Source organism: Micromonospora sp. NPDC005171 (assembly GCF_040608575.1).
Lineage (GTDB): Bacteria > Actinomycetota > Actinomycetes > Mycobacteriales > Micromonosporaceae > Micromonospora.
In genome coordinates this window covers 53,782-72,484 of record NZ_JBEXIM010000019.1, presented here as the reverse complement: position 1 = coordinate 72,484, position 18,703 = coordinate 53,782, and the positions used below count along the sequence as shown (strand labels likewise).

18 protein-coding genes are annotated in these 18,703 nt (G+C 70.7%); 9 read left to right on the top strand and 9 right to left on the bottom strand.

The window, feature by feature from the left end:
* The first annotated feature begins 108 nt into the window (after window positions 1-108).
* From ABZU74_RS21780 to ABZU74_RS21770, 3 genes are all read left to right on the top strand, one after another.
* Entirely contained in the window at window positions 109-1,689 is a 1,581-nt protein-coding gene (locus ABZU74_RS21780; RefSeq protein WP_355426787.1) for an RICIN domain-containing protein, read from the top strand.
* A gap of 100 nt (window positions 1,690-1,789) precedes the next feature.
* Complete coding sequence (locus tag ABZU74_RS21775) at window positions 1,790-2,314, top strand: hypothetical protein (protein WP_355426706.1); 525 nt, start codon at window positions 1,790-1,792, stop codon at window positions 2,312-2,314.
* Window positions 2,315-2,327: 13 nt separating this feature from the next.
* Window positions 2,328-4,244: an RICIN domain-containing protein gene (locus ABZU74_RS21770; protein ID WP_355426703.1), complete on the top strand. Its 1,917-nt coding sequence runs from the start codon at window positions 2,328-2,330 to the stop codon at window positions 4,242-4,244.
* Between the two features lie 71 nt (window positions 4,245-4,315).
* Here the strand turns inward: ABZU74_RS21770 and ABZU74_RS21765 are convergent, their stop codons facing one another.
* Window positions 4,316-5,581 carry a PHB depolymerase family esterase gene (locus tag ABZU74_RS21765; protein ID WP_355426700.1) on the bottom strand — a complete coding sequence of 422 codons (1,266 nt, stop codon included), beginning with the start codon at window positions 5,579-5,581 and terminating at the stop codon, window positions 4,316-4,318.
* Window positions 5,582-5,800: 219 nt separating this feature from the next.
* Here ABZU74_RS21765 and ABZU74_RS21760 point away from each other — a divergent pair, with 219 nt between their 5' ends.
* The 3 genes from ABZU74_RS21760 to ABZU74_RS21750 all read left to right on the top strand — a co-directional run bounded on the left by ABZU74_RS21760 (window position 5,801) and on the right by ABZU74_RS21750 (window position 8,342).
* A complete protein-coding gene (locus tag ABZU74_RS21760; RefSeq protein ID WP_355426697.1) occupies window positions 5,801-6,940 on the top strand; it encodes a sensor histidine kinase in 1,140 nt (379 codons plus the stop codon).
* Window positions 6,937-7,599, top strand: coding sequence for a response regulator transcription factor (locus tag ABZU74_RS21755; RefSeq protein ID WP_355426694.1), 663 nt, complete (start codon window positions 6,937-6,939; stop codon window positions 7,597-7,599). Before ABZU74_RS21760 ends, ABZU74_RS21755 begins: the two co-directional genes overlap by 4 nt.
* 98 nt (window positions 7,600-7,697) lie before the next feature.
* Window positions 7,698-8,342, top strand: coding sequence for a DUF2306 domain-containing protein (locus ABZU74_RS21750; protein ID WP_355426692.1), 645 nt, complete (start codon window positions 7,698-7,700; stop codon window positions 8,340-8,342).
* Here the strand turns inward: ABZU74_RS21750 and ABZU74_RS21745 are convergent.
* From ABZU74_RS21745 to ABZU74_RS21710, 8 genes are read right to left on the bottom strand one after another with little or no spacing between them, the layout of a single operon-like run.
* A complete protein-coding gene (locus tag ABZU74_RS21745) occupies window positions 8,329-9,156 on the bottom strand; it encodes an IclR family transcriptional regulator (RefSeq protein ID WP_355426689.1) in 828 nt (275 codons plus the stop codon). The genes ABZU74_RS21750 and ABZU74_RS21745 overlap by 14 nt on opposite strands.
* Window positions 9,153-9,533 (bottom strand): 4-carboxymuconolactone decarboxylase, encoded by a 381-nt coding sequence (gene pcaC / locus ABZU74_RS21740; RefSeq protein ID WP_355426686.1) that lies wholly within the window; start codon window positions 9,531-9,533, stop codon window positions 9,153-9,155. Before pcaC ends, ABZU74_RS21745 begins: the two co-directional genes overlap by 4 nt.
* The gene (gene pcaD, locus ABZU74_RS21735) at window positions 9,530-10,309 is read right to left on the bottom strand and encodes a 3-oxoadipate enol-lactonase (RefSeq protein WP_355426683.1); all 780 of its coding nucleotides are present in this window, start codon (window positions 10,307-10,309) and stop codon (window positions 9,530-9,532) included. The genes pcaC and pcaD overlap by 4 nt, the downstream gene beginning before the upstream one ends.
* Window positions 10,306-11,646 carry a 3-carboxy-cis,cis-muconate cycloisomerase gene (pcaB, locus tag ABZU74_RS21730; protein ID WP_355426680.1) on the bottom strand — a complete coding sequence of 447 codons (1,341 nt, stop codon included), beginning with the start codon at window positions 11,644-11,646 and terminating at the stop codon, window positions 10,306-10,308. Before pcaB ends, pcaD begins: the two co-directional genes overlap by 4 nt.
* Window positions 11,621-12,193, bottom strand: coding sequence for a protocatechuate 3,4-dioxygenase subunit alpha (gene pcaG, locus ABZU74_RS21725; RefSeq protein ID WP_355426677.1), 573 nt, complete (start codon window positions 12,191-12,193; stop codon window positions 11,621-11,623). Before pcaG ends, pcaB begins: the two co-directional genes overlap by 26 nt.
* The gene (pcaH, locus tag ABZU74_RS21720; protein WP_355426674.1) at window positions 12,186-12,935 is read right to left on the bottom strand and encodes a protocatechuate 3,4-dioxygenase subunit beta; all 750 of its coding nucleotides are present in this window, start codon (window positions 12,933-12,935) and stop codon (window positions 12,186-12,188) included. The genes pcaG and pcaH overlap by 8 nt, the downstream gene beginning before the upstream one ends.
* On the bottom strand, window positions 12,932-13,702 hold the full coding sequence (locus ABZU74_RS21715) for a CoA-transferase (RefSeq protein ID WP_355426671.1): 771 nt from the start codon (window positions 13,700-13,702) through the stop codon (window positions 12,932-12,934). Before ABZU74_RS21715 ends, pcaH begins: the two co-directional genes overlap by 4 nt.
* 26 nt (window positions 13,703-13,728) lie before the next feature.
* Window positions 13,729-14,547, bottom strand: coding sequence for a CoA-transferase (locus tag ABZU74_RS21710; protein ID WP_355426668.1), 819 nt, complete (start codon window positions 14,545-14,547; stop codon window positions 13,729-13,731).
* Window positions 14,548-14,843: 296 nt separating this feature from the next.
* On the opposite strand from ABZU74_RS21710, the gene ABZU74_RS21705 reads away from it, so the two are divergent.
* The 3 genes from ABZU74_RS21705 to ABZU74_RS21695 all read left to right on the top strand — a co-directional run bounded on the left by ABZU74_RS21705 (window position 14,844) and on the right by ABZU74_RS21695 (window position 18,687).
* The gene (locus ABZU74_RS21705) at window positions 14,844-16,304 is read left to right on the top strand and encodes a benzaldehyde dehydrogenase (protein ID WP_355426666.1); all 1,461 of its coding nucleotides are present in this window, start codon (window positions 14,844-14,846) and stop codon (window positions 16,302-16,304) included.
* An 18-nt stretch (window positions 16,305-16,322) separates the two neighbouring features.
* Window positions 16,323-17,504, top strand: a complete 1,182-nt coding sequence (pobA, locus tag ABZU74_RS21700; protein WP_355426664.1) for a 4-hydroxybenzoate 3-monooxygenase — start codon at window positions 16,323-16,325, stop codon at window positions 17,502-17,504.
* 208 nt (window positions 17,505-17,712) lie between these two features.
* Window positions 17,713-18,687, top strand: coding sequence for an ABC transporter substrate-binding protein (locus ABZU74_RS21695; protein ID WP_355426661.1), 975 nt, complete (start codon window positions 17,713-17,715; stop codon window positions 18,685-18,687).
* Window positions 18,688-18,703: the final 16 nt, after the last annotated feature.

Here is an 18,703-nt window from a genome sequence, read left to right as displayed (position 1 = left end):
CGCCCGCAGCCCATCCAGCCAGGAGGAGCGATGCCCTTCACCATCACGAGAAGACCGTTCGGCGGCGGGTCGATCCGTCGCGGCCGGCGTACCGGCCTGGTGCTCGCCATGATCACCGCGCTGGTCGGCGCGGCCGGTACCGTGCTGGTCAGCGCACCGCCGGCAGCGGCGGCGACCATCGACACCACCGCCTACTACGTTCTGGTCAACCGGAACAGCGGCAAGGTCCTCGACGTCAGGGACACCTCGACGGCGGACGGCGCGGTGATCCAGCAGTGGTCCCGTAACGACGGCGCGTGGCAGCAGTTCCAGTTCGTCTCCTCCGGCAGCGACTACTACCGGCTGAAGGCCCGGCACAGCGGCAAGGTGGTCGACCTCTGGGAGTGGAACACCGCCGACGGCGCCGAGTTCCGCCAGTGGTCGGATGTCAACGGCACCAACCAGCAGTTCCAGGTTCTCGACTCCGACGGTGGCTACGTCCGGTTGATCAACCGCCACTCCGCGAAGGCACTTGAGGTCTGGGAGCGGTCCACTGCCGACGGCGGCCGGATCAGTCAGTACGCCGACCTCAACGGGACGAACCAGCAGTGGCAGCTGGTTGCGGTAGGAGGTGGCAGCACGCCACCGGCCACCGGCTGTGGCAGCGGGTCGACGAACGCCGAGGCCGTCCTGAGCGGGAGCACCTGGACGGCCCGCAATGGTTCGTCGACGGTCTACTCGGGTTCGGACATGCTGTCGGCGATGCAGGCGGCGGTCAACTCGCTCTCGGCGGGGCGTACGTCGAAGCAGCGGGTGGTCGTTCGCGGCTCCGGCTCGACGAGCGCGGGCTCGCGGTTGTCGCTGCCGTCGTACACGACCCTGGCCGTCTGCGGCACGATAAACGTGACCGGGTCCGGCTCGGGTGACCAGGCGCCGGTGTACTCGCGGGGAACCACTGACGTCGAGGTGCAGAACCTCACGCTGACCGGATCGCCGTTGTACGGGATCTTCATGCGCAACGTGAACAACCTGACCCTCGGGCAGATCGACATGCGGCTCTCCGCGGGTCTGGGCGTACGAATCGACAACCACGGTGGAGATCGAGCGGTCAAGGTACGCAACATCCGCATCGACAACGTGTACGTCTCCGGGACCGGCACCCACGGGGTGGAGACGTACGGCGTGGACGGTCTGACGATCGGCACGGTCACGGCGCGCAACACCCGGGACTCCGGCCTGCTGCTCAACGACACGATCAACGCCACGATCGGCACTGTCGACGCGCAGGGCGCCGGGGCCGGCACCGGGTACGCGGCGTTCCGGATGGCCAACCGCAACGGCCGGGTGGGCAACTCGTACCCGACCAACATCCGGGTCGGAACCGTGCTCGCGTCCGGCGGCGGCCGGGGGATCTTCTGCGTGTCCGAGTCCGGTGGCGCGGTGATCGACCGGGTGACGATCTCGAACACGGGGAACAACTCGATCCTGGTGGAGAACTGCTACAACGTCGTCATCGCCGGGGTGTCCGGGACGGTGACGGGCGGCGGCGAGGTGCGGATCGCGGCCCGGAGCGAGTTTCCAATCTCCTCCGGCATCCGGTTCCAGAACCTGACCGTCAGCGGCACCAACATCACCCAGAGCCCCTGCGGTGGCGCGAACAACACGATCAGCAACGTCACCCGGATCAACTCGACGCTGACGTGGTGCTGAACCGATGACGGGTGGCCGCCCTGGTTCGGGCGGCCACCCTCAGCGGGTCACGAGAGATCGCTGGGTTTCGCCGGCCGGCGCTTCCGGGTAGCGGATGCCCATGAACCGCAATCTCGTCAAGGCGCTGCAGGTCGCGTGGGAGCTGCCGGAGTTCCGCACCGGGGTGCGACACGTCGTCGACCTGGAGGAGATCGCGGGGCTGCTGGCCACCCTGTCCGTCCCGGACCATGACCACGAGGTGGAGCGCAGCCTGCTGAGCCTGCTGCGGTCCGGCCTGGACACGGTCGAGATTCGGGAAGCGGTGTTGCTGCTGCTGGAGCGGGACGAGGTACGCAAGCGGCTTGTCGCGGCGGCGGTGGAGCCGCTTGCCGACCGGCCGGGTCAGGCTGCCGCCATCGCGTCGGCGGCCGAGGATCCGGCGGTGCGCCGTGAGGTGCGGGCGGTGCTGGCCAGCGCCAAGGTGCGCGAGCTGATCTGGCAGGCGATCGATAACCAGCTGAGCGACGACCGGTTCGGTCTGATTCGCCGGGCGGCGGTGCTGTTCGTGTGGCACCCACGCGTCCGACGCCTCGCGTGGGCGGTGCGCCGGCACGGCGTGTTACGCGAGCTACGCCGCAAGCGGTGATCAACGCCGACCGATGTCGTCGGAGCGACGCGACCCAACCTCTGTTAGCGTTAACAGTCACGACGATCAATCAGAGCCGGAGAGGTCGTCGACCACCACGGTCAACCCCGTGACAGCGCAGCAGACCGGTGCCCGACCGGGCCGACGGCACCGGGAGCGCGCGTACCACCACCACCCAGGAGGACAAGACATGACGCACGATCAGAATGAGCCGGTGACCGGCGAACGGAAACTGCTGACCCGGCGAACCGTCCTGACGACGATGGGGGCCGTACCGGTTGCCGCGGTCGCGACGGTCGTGGGGGCCACCGAAGCCGTCGCCGCACCAGCGAGCATCAACCCGTCCGCGACGCGGCAGACGATCCGAGGCTTCGGTGCCATGGCCCACGCGGCCTGGATCGGCGACCTGACGGCCGCCCAGCGCGACACGGCGTTCGGCACCGGCGAGGGCCGACTCGGATTCTCACTGCTGAGGATCCCCGTCAACGAGAACCAGGCGGACTGGAGCCGTGACCTGGCGACGGCGCAGCGCGCGGTCGCGCTCGGCGCCACCGTCTTCGCGTCACCATGGAACCCGCCGGCCAGCATGATCGAAACCTTCACCCGCGGCAACCAGACCAACGCGAAGCGGCTCCGATACAGCTCGTACGGCGCCTACGCCACGCACCTGAACGACTTCACCACCCACATGCGCAACAACGGGGTGAACCTGTACGGCATATCGGTGCAGAACGAGCCGGACTATGCCGCCGAGTGGACGTGGTGGACGTCCACGGAGATGCTCCGGTTCCTGCGGGAGAACGCCGGCTCGATCAGCACCAGGGTCATCGCGCCGGAGTCCTTCCAGTACGTGAAGTCCGTGTCGGACCCGATCCTCAACGACTCCGCAGCGCTCGCCAACGTGGACATCATCGGTGCCCACCTCTACGGCACGTCGTACGCGAACTTCCCCTACCCCCTCTTCAAGCAGAAGGGCGCGGGCAAGGAACTCTGGATGACCGAGGTCTACTACCCCAACAGCAACACGAATTCGGGTGACGCCTGGCCCGAGGCGCTCGACGTGGGGGAACACGTCCACCGCGCGATGGTGGACGCCGAGTTCCAGGCGTACGTCTGGTGGTATCTCCGGCGCAGCTACGGTCCGATGCGGGAGGACGGCCAGATCAGCAAGCGCGGTGCCATGATGGCGCACTTCGCCAGGTTCGTCCGCCCCGGATACGTACGGATCGACGCGACGGCGAACCCCGCGTCGAACGTCTACGTCTCGGCGTACCGGGGTGGCGACACCGTCGTCATCGTCGCCATCAACAAGAACACCTCGTCGGTGAGCCAGCAGTTCACACTGTCCAACGCCACCGCGTCCGGCAGTGTCTCGAACTGGCTGACCGACGGGAGCAGGACCGTCGCGCCCCAGGGCGCGCTGAACATGTCGAACGGCTCGCTCACCGTCACGCTTCCCGCCCGAAGTGTGATGACCTTCGTGACCAGCGTGAGCGCGACCACCCCCGGGGACACCTACAAGCTGGTGAACGTCGACACCGGCCTCGTTCTCGGCGTCCAGAACATGTCCACCGCCGACGGCGGGCTGGCCGTGGTATGGGGTGACAGCGGCACCGCCGACCACAACTGGGTCAGGATCACCGACGGCACCGCGTTCCGGTTCCGCAATGTCAACAGCGGCAAGGTCCTCGGCGTCGAGAACATGTCGACAGCCGACAACGCCCGCCTCCTGCAGTGGAGCGACAACGGCACCGCGGACCATCGCTGGACCCTGGTGGCCAACAGCGACGGTTCCTACCGGATCCGCAACGTCAACAGCGGCAAGGTGCTCGCCATCCTCAACGGATCCAGCACCTGGGGCACCCAGGCCGTCCAGTACGCCGACAACGGCAGCACCAGGAACAACTGGCGCCTGACCCAGGTCAGCTGAACGGCCGCGGCTCCGGGTCGACCTTGCAGGGCCGAACCGGAGCCGCACTCCCGCGTCGCCGGCCGGGCGGATCACCGACGACGGTGGGCCATCCACTGCCAGATGTGGGTGCCGTTGAGGCTCGGGTCGTTGCGGGCCACGTAGATCCAGGACCAGTGGCCGGGGAACTGGTAGCCGTTCCAGACGACGTTGTCGTACAGGCTGAGCAGCGATCCTGGAATGAGCTCGTGGGCGTGGATGGTGTTGGCCTCGGGTGGCACTGTGTCGTCGTCGCGCGAGGTGACCAGCCAGGTCGGGGTCCGAATCGTCGCCAACTCGGCGTCGGTGATCAGCGGTGGCCCTTCCCCGCCGAGCGGCTCGACGACCCCGCAGATCGGCACCGACGCGGCGAACAGGTCGGGATAGGCGACGGTCATCTCCAGGGACATGTAGCCCCCGTTGCTGCAACCGACCACGTAGATCCGGTCGGGGTCGACACGCTTGCGGCGTACGAGGTCCTGGACGATCTCGCGGATCAGTGGGGCGAACCGGGGCCCGTCCTCCATCCAGTAAGAGGTGCTCTGCGGAGCGACGACGTACGCCCCGGAGAAGATCCGCTGAGCCTGCGGGGTGGCGAAGCCGAGCGCTCCCCGGTTGGCGCGCAAGGTGGTCTCGTTGTCGTAGTAGTCGTCCGGCAGCGAGGCGCCCTCGCCGCCACCGTGCAACCAGACGATCAGCGGTCGTCGGCCGCGCCGGGGCAAGTGGTCGGGCGAGTACAGCCGGTACTTTAGGCCCGAGCCCGAGACGTGGTAGCTGAAGGCGTCCACCTCGGGGTTCGACAGCCGACCCTGCACGAAGCGGGTGATGGTGAGCGGGGAGCCGTGCCGTCGGGCGATCGGGGCGTTCTGCGTGATGGTGTAGACGAGGTCGAGCTGAACGTTGCGCCCCCTGCTCAGGATGTAGCCGAGGGTGCCACCGCCGGGTTGACCTTCGGCGTGGCTCAGCTCCAGCACGATGTTGCCGTGCCTGTCGAGTCGGGCCGCGGTCACCGTACGGTCCAGGTCGTACTCGCTGAAGATCTGGTCGCCGGGAACGATCGGGATCGGGCTGGTGGCCTTGGCGTGCACGCTGAACGTGCCGGGGGTCAGCCCGGCCGGGTCGATCGGCCCGAGCCGGCCGGTGTCGAGGGTGACCGAGGTGATCTGCTCACCGCCGTCGAGCGTTCTCGCGTCGAGGGTGAAGCGCACGCTTGAGGACTGGTGACCACCGGCGTGGGCGGCGACGCCGGGCAGGGCCAGGCCGATGGCGGCGCCGGCCCCACCGGCCAGAACGGTGCGACGAGTGACAGACGTGGACATGCGGGCCCCCGTACCTAGCGATGTAGAAGGTCATCGATGGCACCTCAACGTAACGCCGCGGAGATCCGCTGGCAACCGATGCCGCCACGGGTGATCAGGGCGCCCCACGAGCTGTCGGGGAGACGCCCTGATCAATCGGAGTACCCGACCAACAATCAAGGCACCCGGTCGTACTTTGGGACGATCTGGAGTCGCACCACCGTTCGTACCATGGGTCTCATGCACCCTCGCCTGCACGCGGTGTTGGCCGAGCCGCGTGTCTCCCCCACCCCGACCCGGGTGTGGCGCGACTGGGCGGTGATCGCGGTCCTCGCGCCGGCGATCGTGGTGGAAGGAATCTTCCGACCCGATCTGCCGTGGCGGGTGGGCTGCGTCGTCGTCGCGCTCGCGCTGCTGCCCACGATCCTGTGGCGGCGGACCAGGCCGCTCGCGGTGGTGGTGATCGCGTTCGGCTGCACTACTGTCGCCCCGTTCGTGCTGCCCGGTGATCCCTGCCAGCTGTTCACGGCGAGCTTCCTGGTCCTCCTGGTCTACGCGCTGTTCCGCTGGGGCTCCGGCCGGGATGCCGTGTTCGGTTCGTTCTTCGTGGTGGCCAAGGTGACCGCCGCCGGCCTGGTCGGCTCGATCGACGGCGGCGAACTGGTAGCCGGTTTCGCGGTGATGTTCGCCGCCGCCACGCTGGGTGTCGCGATCCGTTTCCGCGCCGCCGCCCGGCTGCGCGAGCTCGATCAGGTGAAGCTGTTGGAGCGGGAACGACTCGCCCGCGACCTGCACGACACGGTGGCCCACCACGTGTCGGCGATGGCGATCCGCGCCCAGGCCGGCATCGCCGCGTCGGCGAGTCAGCCGACCGCCGCCGTCGAGGCGCTGCACACCATCGAGGCCGAGGCGTCCCGTGCGCTTGCCGAGATGCGCGCGATGGTCCGCGTCCTGCGCCGCAACGAGCCCGCCGACCTGGGGCCCAACCCGCAGGTCGCCGACATCGGGCGGCTCGCCGGCCAGTTCCGCACCGGGCCGACGGTCGACGTGGATCTGCGCGGCGACCTCGGCGGCATTCCGCCCACTGTCGGCTCCGCGCTCTACCGCCTGGCTCAGGAGTCGGTCACCAATGCCCGTCGGCACGCGCGCCACGCCACCCGCATCGAGGTCAGCGTCGCGGCCGACGACACATCGGTACGCCTGCGGGTCAGCGACGACGGCGAGGCCGGCGGCGCCCGTCCGACCGGTTCGCCCGGTTTCGGCCTGGTGGGCATGATGGAGCGCGCCGACCTGCTCGGCGGCACCTGCGAGGCCGGCCCCAACCCCGACCGTGGGTGGACCGTCACGGCCGTGCTCCCCCGCGAGGGGGTCGGCGCATGACAGTTCGCGTGCTCGTGGCGGACGACCAGGAGATCGTCCGTACCGGCCTCACCATCATCCTGAACACTCAGCCCGGCATCGAGGTCGTCGGTGGGGCTGGCGACGGCCGACAGGCGGTCGAGCTCGCCCGGCGGCTCCGCCCCGACGTGTGTCTGTTCGACATTCGGATGCCGGGCATGGACGGCATCGAGGCCACCCGGGCGCTCGCCGGGCCAACGGTCCCGGAGCCGCTCGCGGTGGTCGTCATCACGACCTTCGACCTCGACGAGTACGTGTACGCGGCACTGCGGGCCGGCGCCCGCGGTTTCCTGCTCAAGGAGGCCGGCCCTGACCTGCTCAGCCAGGCGATGCACGCCGCCGCCAACGGGGACGCGCTGATCGCGCCGAGCGTCACCACGCGGCTGCTGAAGGCGTTCGCCGACGCGGACCCGGCCGCGCCGCGCACGCAGCCCGTCGAGGCGCTCACCGACCGGGAGGAGCAGGTCCTGGTCGCCGTCGCGCGGGGACGGACCAACAAGGAGATCGCCGACGAGCTCTACATCACGTTGAGCACTGTCAAGTCGCACGTCACCAGCCTGATGATGAAGCTGGGCGTGCGTAACCGGGTCGAGGTGGCGATGTGGGCGTACGAGACCAACCGCCGCCAACGGCACTGGTGACCGACGGAAGTACGACGACGGCGTCCGACCATGGGCCGACCCGATCGCGGCCCATGTGCCGATGAGTGGGGGCGGGTGCGGCGTCCACCATCGGTGGCATGACGATTCGCGAGTGGCGGCTACCGGCCGCGTTGATCCTGCTGGGTCTGATCCCGATGCTGGCCGGTGCGGGGCGGCTCACCGAGTTGGGCACCGGACCGGAGGTCACCCCGGCGAACGCGCGCTTCGTCGCCGATCCGCTGCCGGTGGTGTTGCACATCGTCGGCGCGGTGGTCTACACGATCCTCGGCGCGTTCCAGTTCGTACCCCGTCTGCGCCGCCACTCGTGGCACCGCCGCTCCGGACGGGTGCTCGTCCCCTGTGGGCTGACGGTCGCGTTCACCGGCCTGTGGATGGCCGTCGCGTACGACCTGCCGGCCCATGACAACGACGTGCTCGCCGGCATGCGGCTCGTCTTCGGCTCGGCCATGGCCGCCTCGATCCTGCTCGGCCTCGCCGCGGTGCTACGCCGCGACATCGCCCAGCACCGCAGGTGGATGGTGCGCGGCTACGCGATCGGCCTCGGCGCCGGCACCCAGGCGTTCACTCACGCGCCGTACCTCATCGCGACCGGCGAACAGCCCGACGGGAACCTCCGGGCCGGGCTGGTGGTCGCCGGCTGGTTGATCAACCTTGCGGTGGCCGAATGGTACCTGCGGCGTCCGGCCCGGGTCGTCACCGCGCCGGCCCTCAAGCTGAGCTAAGCCCGATCGCGTCGGCCGTCGGTGTCCGGCTCAGGCCGCCTCGGATGTCCTCCTCGATCCGCTTCGCGGCGGCCAGCAGCGGCGGCAGCAGCTCTCGACGGATCATCTCGAAGGACCCGCGGCTGGCGTGCGCGGAGACGTTCACCGCGGCGATCACCGACCCGTTCTCGCCGTGGATCGGCGCGGCCACCGAACGCAGCCCCTCCTCCAACTCCTGGTCCACGATGGCGTACCCCTGGGCGGCGATCTTCGTCAGGACGGCGCGCAGCCTGGCCGGGTCGGTGACGGTGCGCCGGGTCAGCGGCCGCAGCTGCGCGGCGGCCAGGTAGTCGTCCAGCCACTCCCCCGGCTGCGCGGCGAGCAGCACCCGGCCCATCGAGGTGGCGTACGCGGGGAACCGGGTGCCGACGCTGATCCCCACCGTCATGATCCGCTTGGTGGGCACCCGGGCGACGTAGACCACCTCGTCGCCGTCGAGCACCGACACCGAGCAGGATTCGTGCACCTGCGCGACCAGCGCCTCCATGTGCCGCTGCGCGACCTCGGGCAGGCTCAGGCTGGACAGGTACGCGTAGCCGAGTTCGAGGATCCGTGCCCGCAGCGAGAAGAGCCGGCCGTCGGTGTGCACGTAGCCCAGCTCGACAAGGGTGAGCAGGAACCGGCGCGCCGCAGCCCGGGTCAGCCCCGTCCGTCTGGCCACCTCGCTGAGCGTGAGCTGCGGATGTTCGCCGTCGAACGCCCGGATCACCGCGAGGCCGCGCTCCAGCGACTGAACGAACTCCGGCGACCTCGTCGCCTCCTCGCTCACGCTCACCCGGCCTCCTGCCGCAGGGTCTCCCGGGCCACCTTGAACGCCCGGTTCGCCGCCGGTACACCAGCGTAGACGCCGATCTGGAGCAGGACCTCCGCCACCTCCTCCAGGCTGAGCCCGTTGCGCAGTGCGGCCCGGACATGCATCGCCAACTCCTCGTCGTGGTGCAGGGTGGCGAGCACGGCGAGGGTGATGCAACTGCGGGTCCGCCGGTCGAGGCCCGGCCGGCTCCACACCTCGCCCCAGGCGTAGCGGGTGATGAAGTCCTGGAAGTCGGCGGTGAACTCGTCCGTGCCGGCGATCGCCCGGTCCACGTGCGCGTCACCCAGCACCTGTCGACGTACCGTCATGCCCGCCTCGTGCCGCTCGCGGTCGTTCATCGGTCACCACGTCCCTCGTGGAGGTGTTCCAGCAGGAGTCGGCACACCTGCTCGGGTTGCTCGACGTTGGCCAGGTGCGCCGCCGCGTCGACCACCGCCAGCCGGGCCCGTGGGATGCGCCCGACGATCTCGCGGGCGTGCTCCACCGGGGTGGCCGGGTCGTCCGCTCCGGCGATGACCAGCGTCGGCGCGGCGACCCGACCGAGGTCGGGTCGGAGGTCCATCGCGGCTATCGCCTCGCAGCAGGCGGCGTATCCGGCCGGCGGCGTCGCGGTCAGCATGGCGCGGTGGGTGGCGACCACCTCCGGCCGGGCCGCGGCGAAGGCCGGGGTGAACCAGCGGGCCACCACCGCGTCGGCGATCGCCGGCAGGCCGTCGGCCCGTACCGTCGCCGCTCGTTCCCGCCACTGCTCGGGTGGGCCGAGCGACGCCGACGTGCAGAGCAGCGCCAGCCGCCGGACCCGGTCGGGCGCGTACGTGGCGAGCCACATGCCCACCATGCCCCCGAGGGACAACCCCGCGTAGTGGACCCACGGCACGTCGAGGTCGTCCAGCGTCCGCAGCAGCTCCCGGCCCAGCAGGTCCAGCGTGTACGGCCCGGGCGGCACCGCCGAGCGGCCATGGCCCAGGTGGTCGTACCGGATGACCCGGAACCGCCGGGCGAGCGCCGGCAGCTGGGGTTCCCACATCGCGGCGGCGGTGCCGAGGGAACTGCCGAGCAGCAGCACCGGCGCGGCGGCCGGGCCGTCGACGGTGAGATGCAACCGGCTGGTCATCCGCCCGCTCCCCGGACGGCGGTCAGGGCCCGGTCGACGAACCGACCGGCCGAGCCGAGCCACTGGTACGGGTCGAGCGCCTCGGCCAGCTCCGTGTCGGACAGGTGGGCGCGGACCTCGGGGTCGGCGAGCAGCGCGGCGCGGAACGAGGGTTCGGCGGCGGCGCGGGTCACCAGGTCGTGGGCGACGCGGCGACCGACGGCGGGCGCCAGGCGCGCGGCGACCGCCTCGGCGAGCAGAAGGCCTCCGGTCGCGTCGAGGTTCTCCCGCATCCGCTCCGGGCGGACCTGCAGCCCGGAGAGCATCCGGGCGCAGCGGGCGGTGGCGCCACCGGCCACGTGCAGCAGATCGAGCAGCGGCTCCCACTCGGCGTGCCAGCCGCCTGCGGCCCGTTCGTGCTCCTGCACCGCCGTGGCGAACAGGGTGGCGACGAGACCCGGACCGCGTCGCGCCGCGGCGGTGACGAGGATCGAGTCCACCGGGTTGCGCTTGTGCGGCATAGCCGAGGAGCCGCCTCGTCCGGCGCCGCCCTCGACGACCTCACCCACCTCGTTCTGGGCGAGCAGTCCGACGTCGAGCGCGATCTTGCCGGTGGCCACGAGGAGCCCACCGAGGGCGGCGGCCAGATCGAGCCAGGGTTGACGGCGGGTGTGCCAGGGCAGCGGGCTCGGCGGGAGGCCCAGGTGCGCCGCGAACCTCTCGGTGACCTCGGCGCCGGCCGGGCCGAACGCGGCCAGGGTGCCGACCGCGCCACCGAGTTGCGCGGGCTGTGCGGCGCGGGCCTGACGCAGTCGGTCCCGGGCCTCGACCAGCCCGGTCAACCAGCCGGCGGCCTTGAGCCCGAACGTGCTGGGTGCCGCCTGCTGCCCGAGTGTCCGGGCGACCATCACGGTGCCCCGGTGGGCGTCGGCCAGCCGGGCGGCGGCATCCACGGCGACGTCGAGGTGAGCCAGCAGCGGCCCGAGCGCCCGCACGGCCACCAGGACCAGCGCGGTGTCCAGCACATCCTGGCTGGTCGCTCCGGAATGCACCCAGCCTCGGGCATGCTCCGGCACGGCGGCGGTCAGCTCGCCCACGAGCGGGACGACCGGGTTGCCGGAGGCGTCGGCGGCCCGGCCGAGCGCCGCCGGGTCGTACCGCTCGGCGTGGCACTGCTCGACGATCGCCTCGGCCGCCGGTACGGGCAGGATGCCGGCGTCCGCCGCGGCCCGGGCGAGCGCGGCCTCCACGTCGAGCATCGCCTGGAGCAGTGCCGGGTCGCTGAGTTCCGCGTCGACGTCCGGGGCGCCGGAGAGGCCGCCGAGCAGGCCGTCAGAGGGCGAAGAAGACGGTCTCATGGTCGCCCTGAAGGTGGATGTCGAACCGGAACCCGTCCGGGGCGGGACTCGCCAGCAGGGTGCCACGGCGGTCGGCGTCGACGCTGCGCAGCACGGGGTCAGCGGCGTTCGCCGTCGACTCGTCGGGGAAGTAGAGCCGGGTGACGAGGCGGTGCAGCAGCCCGCGCCCGAACACCGACAGGGTCAGGTGGGGGGCTTCGGTGCCGCCGTCCGGCTCGGGCAGCGCACCCGGCTTGACGGTCAGCAGCCGGTACCACCCCTGCCCGTCGGTCTCGCTCCGCCCGAATCCGCGAAAACCCGCGAGCGCGGGTGGCCGGGCTCCCCGAGGGTCGTCCGGATGGTCGAACCGGCCCTCCGGGTCGGCCTGCCAGCTCTCCACCATCGCGTCGACCACCGGCGTCCCGGTGCCGTCGACGATCCGACCGCTGATCCAGAACGCCCCCGGCGTGGCCTCGGGTACGACGTACGGGCCGTCGGGCCAGCGAAGGCCGATGTGCAGGTATGGCCCGACGGTCTGCGCGGGCATGACGCCCAACCGCTCACTCATCGTCGTCCTCGTCCTCGAAGGGGGTGCTCTCCCGGCCGCGCAGCACGATGTCGAACTCGTACGCCAGCGCCCACTCCGGTGCGGTGCTGGCGTGGTCGTACCGGGCGATCATCCGTTCCCGGGCCCTTGGGTCGCGGACCGAGTTGAAGATCGGGTCCTGGAAGAAGAGCGGGTCGCCCGGGAAGTACATCTGCGTCACCAGCCGCTGGGTGAACGCGCGGCCGAAGAGGGAGAAGTGGATGTGCGCGGGCCGCCAGGCGTTGTCGTGGTTACGCCAGGGGTAGGCGCCCGGCTGCACGGTGATGAACCGGTAGCGCCCCTGGTCGTCGGTGAGCGCCCGGCCGACCCCCTCGAAGTGGGGGTCGAGCGGCGCCGGCCAGGTGTCCCGTGCGTCGCGGTACCGACCGGCGGCGTTGGCCTGCCAGATCTCGACCAGCGTGTGGGGTACCGGTCGGCCGTCACCGTCGAGGACCCGCCCGTGCACGATGATCCGCTGTCCCTGCGGCTCGCCGTCGTGCTGGCGGGTCAGGTCGTGGTCGAGCGCACCGACCCGCCCCTGCCCCAGCAACGGCCCGGTAATCTCGGTCAGCAGCTGCGGCAGGTAGATCAGTGGGTGTCTCGGCGCCCGCGCCACTGTCGACTTGTAGCCGGGGCTGAGCAGAGGTGGGTGCGCGTCGACGTCGTCGCGCCGGTACCGCGGTAGCACCAGGCCGCTGCTGGTCCGGGTGTCCTGAGTGGTCATTGTCGTCTCCCGTCGGACTTCGTCGCCTCCAGCGCCCGCAGCACCGCGAGTTCGCGTGCCGTCGGTGGCGCACCGGTGGCCAGTCCCCCGGCGACGGCGAGGTCCCAGCCGGTGGCCGCCCGCGCCTGCTCCCGGGTCACGCCGGGGTGCAGATGGGTCAGTGTGAGTTCGCAGGTGACCGGGTCGGGTTCGAGGACGCCGAGGTCGGTGATCACCACTCGGGGGCCTCCGCCGCGCAGGCCGAGTCGCTCCCGGTCGCCTGGGCCCGTCCCGTACCCGACCGAGGTGACGAAGTCGACCCGTTCGGTGAACGTTCGGAGGTCCTGCCGGACGATCACCACGACCTCGCCGCAGGAGGCGGCGATCTCCGGGGCGCCACCGGCGCCGGGCAGCCGGACCTTCGGGGCGTCGTAGTCGCCGCCGACGACAGTGGTGTTGATGTTGCCGTAGCGGTCGATCTGGGCGGCGCCGAGGAAGCCCACGTCGATCCGGCCGGGCTGGAGCCAGTAGTTGAACACCTCGGGCACCGAGACGACCGCGTCAGCGGTGTCGGCGAGGATCCCGTCTCCGATGGAGAGCGGAAGCCGGTCCGGCTTCGCGCCGAGGCACCCGGATTCGTAGATGAGCACCAGGTTCGGGGCGTGGGTCGCCCGGGCGAGATTCGCCGCGGTGCTGGGCAACCCGATCCCGACGAAGCAGGCGGCGCCGTCGCGTAGTTGCCGTGCGGCGGCGACGGTCATCATCTCGTCCGCGGTCCAGTCCGTCATCGCGTTCCCTCGCTCGCTGCGCCGACTCACGCCGCCGCGCCGGCCTTGTGCACGTGCTCGTCCAGCCAGGCGCGGAAGGTGTCGCGGTGTCGGCTGACGGCGTCCCAGTCCCGGTAGAATTCGTTGTCCCGCACCGAGTAGCCGTGGGCGTAGGAGGGGTGCGCGCCTCCGGGCACCTCGGCCACCGCAGTGACCGCCCAGCCGGGCAGGACCACCTGCCCGGGTACGGGTTCCAACTCGTCCACGATTTCCTCGACGGTGACCAGTGACTGGTGGGCGGCGAGCACCGCCTCCTTCTGCACCCCGGTGATGCCCCACATCTGCACGTTGCCGTTCCGGTCGGCGCGCTGGGCGTGCACCACCGTCACGTCCGGACGCAGGGCGGGGACGGCGGTCAGCGTCTCGCCGGTGAACGGGCAGGTGATGGGCCGGATGTTGGTGGTGTGCCCGGGCAGGTCGGTGCCGGTGTAGCCGCGCAGGACGGCGAACGGCAGCCCGGACGCCCCGGCGACGTACCGGTTGGCCATGCCCGCGTGGCTGTGCTCCTCCAGTTCGAGTGGACGTGGCCAGGCGTGCTGCACGGCGTCCCGGAAACGGTGCAGCGACCCGACACCCGGGTTGCCACCCCAGGAGAAGACCAGGCGACGGGCACAGCCCGCCCCGATGAGCTGGTCGTAGATGACGTCGGGGGTCATCCGCACGAGGGTCAGATCCTGCCGCCCCTGGCGGATGATCTCGTGACCGGCGGCGAACGGAATGAGGTGGGTGAACCCTTCCAGGGCCACCACATCGCCGTCGCGGACCAGGTCCGCCACGCCGTCGGCCAGCGAGACGAGCTTCGCCATGGGCCTCCCCGCCTCCTGCGCGAACCGTGCTGCCGCCAGCCGTTCGCTATGCGGACTGCCGTACTCATCTCGAACGTACGACGGGGAACGACATCCGTCAACGACAGGCCGGACCGCTGTCCACAGTGCGCGGCAATCACGCCGGGCGATGCGTTGACGCGAGCCGGGCCACGTGCCAACGTTCATGGAGAGAACGGCCGTTCGGCAAGCGAACACCTTCGGGCCCTTCGTGAACGGAAGTCCGCCCGGTCACCCCGGGACCAGCCCACCGGCCCCACGCTCCGAGGAGGACCGCCATGACACTGCTGGACGTCACGACCTGGCAGGGCACCCTGCACAGCGACGGCTGGGTGGAACCGGCCGGCGGCACGGCACCCGTACGCTCGCCCGCCACCGGCGAGGAGATCGGCCAGATCGGCGTGGCGAACGCCGAGGACGTGACGCGCGCCTGCGCCCGCGCCGCCGCCGCCCAACGCGCCTGGGCCGCCACCGGCTACGCCGAGCGGGCCGCGGTGCTGCGCCGGGCCGGGCAACTGTTCGAGCGGCACGCCGCCGAGATCGGCGACTGGATCGTGCGGGAGTCCGGGTCCATCCCCCCCAAGGCCGGCGTCGAGACCGACACCGCGGCGCAGGAGTGCTACGAGGCGGCGGCGCTGGCCTCGCACCCGCTCGGCGAGATCATCCCGAGTGCGCAACCGCGGCTCAGCCTGGCTCGCCGGTTGCCCGTCGGCGTCGTCGGGGTCATCGCGCCGTTCAACTTCCCGCTCATCCTGGCCACCCGTTCCGTCGCCCCGGCCCTGGCGCTGGGCAACGCCGTGGTGCTCAAACCCGATCCGCGCACGGCGGTCTGCGGTGGTGTCTCGATCGCCCGGGTCTTCGAGGAGGCCGGCCTGCCCGACGGGCTGCTGCACGTCCTTCCCGGCGGGATCGAGGTCGGGGAGGCGCTGGTGGCCGACCCGAACGTACGGGTGGTCAGCTTCACCGGGTCGACCGCTGCCGGCCGCAAGGTCGGCGAGGCGGCGGCACGCCACCTCAAACGCGCACACCTCGAACTCGGTGGCAACTCGGCGCTGATAGTGCTCGACGACGCCGATCTGGACCTCGCGGTCTCCGCCGGCGCCTGGGGGTCGTTCCTGCACCAGGGCCAGATCTGCATGACCACCGGCCGGCACCTGGTGCACGAGAGTCTGTCCGAGCGGTACGTCGAGCGGCTGGCGGAGAAGGCGAACCACCTGCCGGTCGGCGATCCGGCCAAGGAGCAGGTGGCGCTCGGACCGATCATCGACGAGCGCCAGCGCGACAAGGTCCACGCACTGGTCACGGCGAGCGTCGACGCGGGTGCCCGGTTGGCGGCCGGGGGCACCTACGAGGGGCTGTTCTATCGACCGACGGTGCTCACCGACGTCACCCCCGCGACCCCGGCGTACGCCCAGGAGGTCTTCGGCCCGGTCGCGCCGGTGATCACCTTCGCCGACCAGGACGAGGCCGTGCAGTTGGCCCGGCAGACCGAGTACGGCCTGTCGCTGGGGATCCTGGGCCGCGACGTGATGAGGGCGATGGCCCTCGCCGACCGGATCCCCAGCGGGATCGTGCACATCAACGATCAGACGGTGAGCGACGAGGCGGTGGCGCCGTTCGGTGGGGTGGGGGCGTCCGGCACCGGCTCCCGGTTCGGAGGGCCCGCGGCGAACGTCGAGGCGTTCACCGAGACCCAGTGGCTCACCGTGCAGGGCGCCATCACCCGGTACCCGTTCTGACGCCGGGAGGAGACGAGCATGCCGGGAATGCGTACCCAGGTCGGCATCGTCGGTGCCGGGCCGGCGGGGCTCATGTTGTCGCACCTGCTGCACCTGCGCGGAATCGAGTCCGTGGTGCTGGAGAGCCGCAGCCGCGAACACGTCGAGCACCGGCTCCGCGCCGGGGTCCTCGAACAGGGCTCGGTCGACCTGCTCTGCCGAAGCGGCGTCGGTGAGCGGCTGCAACGGGAGGGACTGCGCCACGAGGGCATCGAGCTGCGCTTCGCCGGGGAGTCGCACCGGGTGCCGATGGCAGATCTGACCGGGCGGGCGATCACCGTCTACGGGCAGCAGGAGGTGGTCAAGGACCTGATCACCGCCCGGCTCGCGGCCGGTGGCGCGATCCTCTTCGAGGCCGACGCGGTACGCCTGGCCGGTCTCGACTCGGACGCGCCGGTCGTCCACTTTCGACGTGACGGGCGTGACGAGGAGCTGCACTGCGATTTCGTGGCCGGCTGCGACGGGTTCCACGGGGTGAGCCGGGGCGCGGTGCCCGAGGGGGTGCTGACCACCTACGAGCGGGCGTACCCCTTTGCCTGGTTGGGCGTCCTCGCCGCCGCGGCGCCGGCGGTGGACGAACTCATCTACGCCAACCACGAACGGGGTTTCGCCCTCTACAGCATGCGCTCGCCCGAGATTTCTCGGCTGTACCTACAGGTCGCGCCGGACGAGGACATCGCCGCGTGGCCGGATGAGCGGATCTGGACGGAGCTGCGCGCCCGGTTGGAGACGGTGCCCGGGTGGTCGCTCAACGAGGGACCGATCGTGGAGAAGTCCATCACCCCGATGCGCAGTTTCGTGGTCGAGCCGATGCAGTGGCGGCGGCTGTTCCTGGCCGGAGACGCCGTGCACATCGTCCCACCCACCGGCGCGAAGGGCATGAACCTTGCCCTCGCCGACGTCGCGTTGCTCGGGGACGCCTTCGCCGCGTGGTACGACGGGGGCCGCACCGATCTGCTGGATGGCTACTCGGCCACGGCGTTGCGCCGGGTCTGGCGGGCTCAGCACTTCTCCTGGTGGATGACCTCCATGCTGCACCGGCTGGAGCGCGACGACCCGTACGAGACAAAGCTGCAGATCGCCACGCTGAGGTACGTCGCCACCTCCGAGGCGTACGCCAGGAGCCTGTCCGAGAACTACGTGGGTCTGCCCGAGGTGTGAGCGCGAGCTGGTGCGACGTCGCCACCGCAAAGCGTTGTTCAACTTATTCATGACGGGCGTCAGAAATTATTGACTTTCAATGCCGGGGTGACTGACCATGGCCAACACAGCGGCGTGCGCCCCCACACAGCGGTAGTTCACCTGCAGATCCGAGGCATCCGCCGACTTCCGACGCACCCACCACCCCCGCCCAGGAAGGGCCTCGTCAATGAAGAAGGTCATGGCTCTCGGGCTGATCGCCGCTACCGCGATCGCCCTCACCGGATGTACCGACTCCGACGCGTCCAACCCGTCCAACCAGACCTCGGGCGACCTGCGCAAGGTTCGGGTCGCGGCGCTGCCCATCACCGAGACCGCCGCGCTCTGGGGCGGCATCAAGGCGGGCATCTTCGCCGAGCGCGGGCTCCAGGTCGAGGTGCTGCCCGCCCAGGGCGGCGCGCAGGCCATTCCGGCGCTCATGAACGGCGACATCGACTTCGCGATCGGCCAGCCCTTCGGCCCGTTCCGGGCCGACCTGCGGGATCTCGGCGTCGTCATCATCGGCAACTACGCCTCCTCGTACGCCGACGGCGAGGACATCAACGCCGTGGTGGCCTCGGCGAAGTCCGGCATCAGGCGACCGGCCGACCTCGCCGGCAAGCGGGTCTCGGTCAACAGCCTGGGCGCGGCCGGCGACGTGACGATCATGGCGGCGGTCGAGAAGGACGGCGGCGACCCGTCGAAAATCAAGTTCGTCGAGGTCGCCTTTCCGGACGCCCCGGCCCAGCTCGAATCCGGCAACATCGACGCCGCCTGGGTGCCGGAGCCCTTCGTCACCCAACTGAAGGCCCGCGGCGACACCTTCATCGTCGCGCCCTACCAGGCGGTGGTGCCCGGCCTGACCACGCTCACCACCATCACCACCAAGGAACGCACGGAGAAGGACGCCAAGCTGGTCGAGGACTTCACCGCGGCGATGAAGAAGACGTTGGAGTGGGCCAAGGACCCCGCCAACGAGGCGGCGCTGCGGCAGGCCATCAAGGACAACCTGGAGCTGCCGCCGCCGGTGGCCGAGTCGGTGCGGCTACCGGCGTTCGGTTGGGAGGTCGACCGGTCGAGCCTGCAGACGCTCGCCGAGCTCGCGCAGAAGTACAAGGTTCTCGACAAGCAACCCAACCTCGACCGTCTCATCCAGCAGCAGTAGCTGGCGCGGTCCCGCC

Excerpts from the sequence above, each read along its gene's own strand:
- pcaH (WP_355426674.1), bottom strand. The coding sequence starts at position 12,935 with ATGACCACTCAGGACACCCGGACCAGCAGCGGCCTGGTGCTACCGCGG.
- ABZU74_RS21750 (WP_355426692.1), top strand. The coding sequence starts at position 7,698 with ATGACGATTCGCGAGTGGCGGCTACCGGCCGCGTTGATCCTGCTGGGT.
- ABZU74_RS21755 (WP_355426694.1), top strand. The coding sequence starts at position 6,937 with ATGACAGTTCGCGTGCTCGTGGCGGACGACCAGGAGATCGTCCGTACC.
- ABZU74_RS21705 (WP_355426666.1), top strand. The coding sequence starts at position 14,844 with ATGACACTGCTGGACGTCACGACCTGGCAGGGCACCCTGCACAGCGAC.
- pcaB (WP_355426680.1), bottom strand. The coding sequence starts at position 11,646 with ATGAGACCGTCTTCTTCGCCCTCTGACGGCCTGCTCGGCGGCCTCTCC.
- ABZU74_RS21775 (WP_355426706.1), top strand. The coding sequence starts at position 1,790 with ATGAACCGCAATCTCGTCAAGGCGCTGCAGGTCGCGTGGGAGCTGCCG.
- ABZU74_RS21770 (WP_355426703.1), top strand. The coding sequence starts at position 2,328 with ATGTCGTCGGAGCGACGCGACCCAACCTCTGTTAGCGTTAACAGTCAC.
- ABZU74_RS21715 (WP_355426671.1), bottom strand. The coding sequence starts at position 13,702 with ATGACGGACTGGACCGCGGACGAGATGATGACCGTCGCCGCCGCACGG.
- pcaC (WP_355426686.1), bottom strand. The coding sequence starts at position 9,533 with ATGAACGACCGCGAGCGGCACGAGGCGGGCATGACGGTACGTCGACAG.
- ABZU74_RS21710 (WP_355426668.1), bottom strand. The coding sequence starts at position 14,547 with ATGGCGAAGCTCGTCTCGCTGGCCGACGGCGTGGCGGACCTGGTCCGC.
- ABZU74_RS21695 (WP_355426661.1), top strand. The coding sequence starts at position 17,713 with ATGAAGAAGGTCATGGCTCTCGGGCTGATCGCCGCTACCGCGATCGCC.
- ABZU74_RS21765 (WP_355426700.1), bottom strand. The coding sequence starts at position 5,581 with ATGTCCACGTCTGTCACTCGTCGCACCGTTCTGGCCGGTGGGGCCGGC.
- pcaD (WP_355426683.1), bottom strand. The coding sequence starts at position 10,309 with ATGACCAGCCGGTTGCATCTCACCGTCGACGGCCCGGCCGCCGCGCCG.
- pcaG (WP_355426677.1), bottom strand. The coding sequence starts at position 12,193 with ATGAGTGAGCGGTTGGGCGTCATGCCCGCGCAGACCGTCGGGCCATAC.
- pobA (WP_355426664.1), top strand. The coding sequence starts at position 16,323 with ATGCCGGGAATGCGTACCCAGGTCGGCATCGTCGGTGCCGGGCCGGCG.
- ABZU74_RS21780 (WP_355426787.1), top strand. The coding sequence starts at position 109 with ATGATCACCGCGCTGGTCGGCGCGGCCGGTACCGTGCTGGTCAGCGCA.
- ABZU74_RS21760 (WP_355426697.1), top strand. The coding sequence starts at position 5,801 with ATGCACCCTCGCCTGCACGCGGTGTTGGCCGAGCCGCGTGTCTCCCCC.